Here is a 4,372-nt window from a genome sequence, read left to right on the forward strand (position 1 = left end):
TATTTTGAGGCTGATTTCAACGCCGCATGGGCGAGCGCAGTAGTTTGTAAACATCCTCTCAGATATCCAGGCAGATCTTGCCGAAGTGCTGCTGGGACTCCTGGTGGCGAAAGGCGTCGGCGATGTTCTCGAGCGCGAAGTGGTGGTCGATGACCGGCTCGATACCCAGTGCTTCGATGCCACGAATCATGGCCTGCTGATGGGCCCGGCTGCCGACGATAATGCCCTGCAGGCGGGCCTGCCTGGCCATCAGCTTGGCGGTGGGGATGTCGCCGCCGCGCCCGGTCAACACGCCGATCAGCGAAATATGCCCACCGATGCGGATGGCGTCGATGGATTGCACCAGGGTGGCGGGGCCACCGACCTCGACGATGTGATCGACACCGCGCCCGTCCGTCAGTGACTTGACCTCGGCGCCCCACGCCGGCGTCGTACGGTAATTGATCGTGTGATCGGCCCCCAGGGCCGCCAGTCGAGCGAGTTTCTCGTCCGACGATGAGGTCGCGATGACGGTGGCGCCCATGGCCTTGGCGAACTGCAGGGCGAAGATCGAGACGCCGCCGGTGCCGAGTACCAGCACGCTGTCGCCGGCCTTGAGACCGCCTTCCACCACCAGCGCTCGCCAGGCGGTCAGGCCGGCCGTGGTCAGCGTGGCCGCCTGGGCATGACTATAGCCGCGCGGCGCATGGGTGAACCAGGTGGCCGGGCGAATGACCTGTTCGCGGGCATAGCCCTCGACGCCGTCACCGGGCACGGTCGTGAAGTCGCCGACCTCGGCCGGTCCGGTCAGCCAGGTAGGGAAGAAGGTCGAGACCACCGAATCGCCCACCCTGAACTCCTCGACATCCTTGCCGATCGCTTCGACCACACCGGCCCCGTCCGACATGGGGATACGGCCGTCGGCCGTGGGCATGGCGCCACTGACCACTCCGTAGTCATGGAAGTTGAGCGAGCTGGCGTGGAGTCGGACGCGCACCTCGCCGGGACCGGGTTCGCCGGGGGCGTCCCGTTCCTGCAGGTGCAACTGGTCCAGTCCCCCCGGTTGAGCAAGAGAAATGACGTTCATTAGGTCGCTCCAGCGTGATTGATATTAGCCTGCTAAGATCGTCAGTCTGACGCGCGACGGGCTTCGCCTACAAGACGTATGAGGCCGAGCCCCTGCCGCCCGGCTCAGCCGCGTTCCTCGACCTCTTCCCAGAGCGCGCTGATCAGCGGGCTGCGCAGGCGTCGATTGAGCACGCACAGGCCGACATCATAATAGGGCAGTTCCGGCTTGACCGGCAGCATGCGGACACGCTCGGCCAGCGGACTGGCTTCGAGCACGATGCGTGGCACCACGCCGATGCCGAAGCCCAGACTGACCATGCTGACGATGGCCTCATGGCCGGCCACCTGGGCGTAGATACGCGGCGATATGCCCAGTGCCCGGAACCAGGTGTCGCTGACTTCGCGTGACAGGCCGGATTCCGACAGGATCATCGGCACCTGACGCCACTGCTCGATATCGGGTGTGCGCGGATCGTCGGGTATCCAGCCATGATCTTCCAGGGGCGCGATGAACACCAGCGGTGAACGGGTCAGCGACTTGAATGCCAGGCCCTCGGGCAAGCGTCGGGGACGGGAGGTGATGGCCATGTCCTCGTTGCCGGATTGGACGCGTGTCATGGCCTGTGCCGGATCCCCGGTATGCAGCTTCAGCTCGATGCCCGGATAGTGGTTGCGGAACTCGCTGAGCAGGTCGTAGAGGAAGCTGTAACTGGCGGTGACGGAACAGTAGATGCTGATCTCGCCGGTCAAGGCGCGCGCTTCACTCATCAGTGACTGGCGCAGTTGCTCCCATTGCTCGAGCGTGTCCCGGGCGAACGCATGGAAGCTGTGGCCCTGGCGGGTCAGTGCCACGTGGCGGTTGTCACGTTCGAACAACGAGACGCCGAGGCTGCTTTCCAGTTGCTGGATCGAGCGTGACAGCGTCGACGGGCTGACGTGACAGAGTTCACTGGCACGACCGAAGTGCAGTGTATCGGCCAGCGTCAGGAAGTGTTTGAGGGGGCGCATGTCCATGCGAGCATTATTGCATATCTCGGGATGTGTTATTGCAAATATAGCGTTTTACGCAACAAGAATCCTGACGTAGAGTTCATTCATCGACAGAGCCCAGGGCTCGACCGAAATCCCAGCGCCACAACAGATGGCGCGGGTGGTCATCGACGCTGACACGACCCTTCACCCTTGATCATCAGGAGCTCGACATGCAGGTGTATTACGACAAGGACTGCGACCTTTCCCTCATCCAGGGCAAGCAGGTTGCCATCATCGGCTATGGCTCTCAGGGCCACGCTCACGCCAACAACCTCAAGGAATCCGGTGTCGATGTCGTGGTCGCCCTGCGCCCCGGCTCCGCGTCGGCTGCCAAGGCAGAAGCCGCGGGCCTGAAAGTCGCCACGGTGGAAGAGGCCTGCCAGTCAGCCGATGTACTCATGCTGCTGGCGCCGGACGAATACCAGAAAGCGATCTATGAAGAGCAGATCGCGCCGAACCTCAAGCAGGGCGCGACTCTGGCATTCGCGCACGGCTTCAACATCCATTACAACCAGATCGAGCCGCGTGCCGACCTGGACGTGATCATGATTGCCCCCAAGGCACCGGGACATACCGTGCGTTCCGAGTTCGTGCGCGGCGGCGGTATCCCGGACCTGATCGCCATCCAGCAGGACGCTTCCGGCAGTGCCAAGGAACTGGCCCTGTCCTATGCGGCCGCCATCGGCGGTGGTCGCAGCGGGATCATCGAGACGTCCTTCCAGGATGAAACCGAGACCGACCTGTTCGGCGAGCAGGCCGTGCTGTGCGGCGGCGCCGTGGAGCTGGTCAAGGCCGGCTTCGAGACCCTGACCGAGGCTGGTTATGCCCCGGAAATGGCCTACTTCGAGTGCCTGCATGAGCTCAAGTTGATCGTCGACCTGATGTACGAAGGCGGCATCGCCAACATGAACTACTCCATCTCCAACAATGCGGAGTATGGCGAGTATGTGACCGGCGGCGAAATCATCAACGAGCAGTCGCGCCAGGCCATGCGCAGCGCGCTCAAGCGCATCCAGAACGGCGAGTATGCCAAGATGTTCATCAACGAGGGCAACAGCAACTATCCCTCGATGACCGCACGTCGCCGACTCAATGCCGAGCATCCGATCGAGCAGGTCGGCGAGAAGCTGCGTGGCATGATGCCGTGGATCGCGGCCAACCAGCTGGTCGACAAGAGCAAGAACTGATCGAGCTCGCTGGCTGGTAGAAGGCATCCGTTGACGGGGGCGCGGTGATACACCGTGCCCCCGTTGCGTTCCGGGCGCTGCCGGACGTGCGATGAATCGTGAGCCATCCCGGCCGCAGTGTGTAGAATGACAAGAACCTTCAGCTGCAATGGAAGACACTGATGAGCCAAGACCCGAATAACGGCGAACAGACGGGGCGCGACACGAACGACGAAGACCTGGCGTCGACCTTCATGCGCGAGTCCGAAGTCGTCGAGGAGGCCGTCGAAGATGGCCGCAAGGTCAAGCGTCGCGGCATCTACCTGCTGCCCAACCTCTTCACCACCTCGGCGCTGTTCTCGGGTTTTTTTGCCGTGGTCGCTGCCATCAACGGGGACTTTGCCGCCGCATCCATCGCGATTTTCATTGCCATGGTGCTGGATGGCCTGGATGGCCGAGTGGCTCGCCTGACCAATACCCAGAGCGATTTCGGAGCGGAGTTCGACAGCCTCTCCGACATGCTGTCCTTCGGCGTTGCTCCCGGGCTCGTTTCATTCATCTGGATTCTGCAGGATGTCGGCAAGACCGGCTGGGTCGTGGCCTTCCTCTATGTGGCCTGCGCGGCACTGCGTCTGGCGCGCTTCAATGTGCAGATCGGTAGTGTCGACAAGAAATGGTTCATCGGCTTGCCCAGTCCCTCGGCGGCGGCCCTGGTCGCGGCCAGTGTCTGGACCTTTCACAGCTTCGAGGCGGATGCCTTCGGCTTCAAGCTGTGGATGCTGGGTGTCGTCGGCGCCGCCGGTGTGCTGATGGTCAGCAACATCCGTTACTACAGTTTCAAGGATATCGACCTCAAGGGGCCGGTGCCTTTCGTCATGCTGCTGGCCATCGTGCTCGGTTTCGTGGTGATTTCCATCGAACCCTCCGTGATGCTGTTGCTGCTGTTCGGCACCTATGTGGCATCAGGACCTGTCCTGGCCGCGGTGCGCAAATGTCGCAAATCAGCGTCCTGACCATGGCTCGCGGACTTGCCGGAACGCCCGCCTCGTGCGGGCGTTCGTGTCTTGGCTCCCGATCCCCGGTTATCCACAGACGGTCCGGCACATGAGGACTGGGGATTATTCGGT

4 protein-coding genes are annotated in these 4,372 nt (G+C 62.4%); 2 read left to right on the forward strand and 2 right to left on the reverse strand.

Going from position 1 to position 4,372, the window contains the following annotated elements; genetic code table 11:
- Positions 1-58: 58 nt before the first annotated feature.
- Both HHA01_RS14460 and ilvY read right to left on the reverse strand, forming a co-directional pair.
- Positions 59-1,066 carry a zinc-dependent alcohol dehydrogenase family protein gene (locus HHA01_RS14460; protein ID WP_141321961.1) on the reverse strand — a complete coding sequence of 336 codons (1,008 nt, stop codon included), beginning with the start codon at positions 1,064-1,066 and terminating at the stop codon, positions 59-61.
- 104 nt (positions 1,067-1,170) lie between these two features.
- A complete protein-coding gene (gene ilvY, locus HHA01_RS14465; RefSeq protein ID WP_141321963.1) occupies positions 1,171-2,061 on the reverse strand; it encodes an HTH-type transcriptional activator IlvY in 891 nt (296 codons plus the stop codon).
- 149 nt (positions 2,062-2,210) lie between these two features.
- Between ilvY and ilvC the strand changes: the two genes are divergently transcribed.
- Positions 2,211-3,266 (forward strand): ketol-acid reductoisomerase, encoded by a 1,056-nt coding sequence (gene ilvC / locus HHA01_RS14470; protein ID WP_281285708.1) that lies wholly within the window; start codon positions 2,211-2,213, stop codon positions 3,264-3,266.
- Between the two features lie 161 nt (positions 3,267-3,427).
- Positions 3,428-4,258, forward strand: a complete 831-nt coding sequence (gene pssA, locus HHA01_RS14475) for a CDP-diacylglycerol--serine O-phosphatidyltransferase (RefSeq protein ID WP_141321968.1) — start codon at positions 3,428-3,430, stop codon at positions 4,256-4,258.
- Positions 4,259-4,372 lie beyond the last annotated feature (114 nt).

Source organism: Halomonas halmophila, assembly GCF_006540005.1.
Taxonomy (GTDB): domain Bacteria; phylum Pseudomonadota; class Gammaproteobacteria; order Pseudomonadales; family Halomonadaceae; genus Halomonas; species Halomonas halmophila.

Bases quoted from the DNA above. Each gene is read 5' to 3' on its own strand.
- HHA01_RS14460 (WP_141321961.1), bottom strand. From the start codon at position 1,066: ATGAACGTCATTTCTCTTGCTCAACCGGGGGGACTGGACCAGTTGCAC.
- ilvY (WP_141321963.1), bottom strand. From the start codon at position 2,061: ATGGACATGCGCCCCCTCAAACACTTCCTGACGCTGGCCGATACACTG.
- pssA (WP_141321968.1), top strand. From the start codon at position 3,428: ATGAGCCAAGACCCGAATAACGGCGAACAGACGGGGCGCGACACGAAC.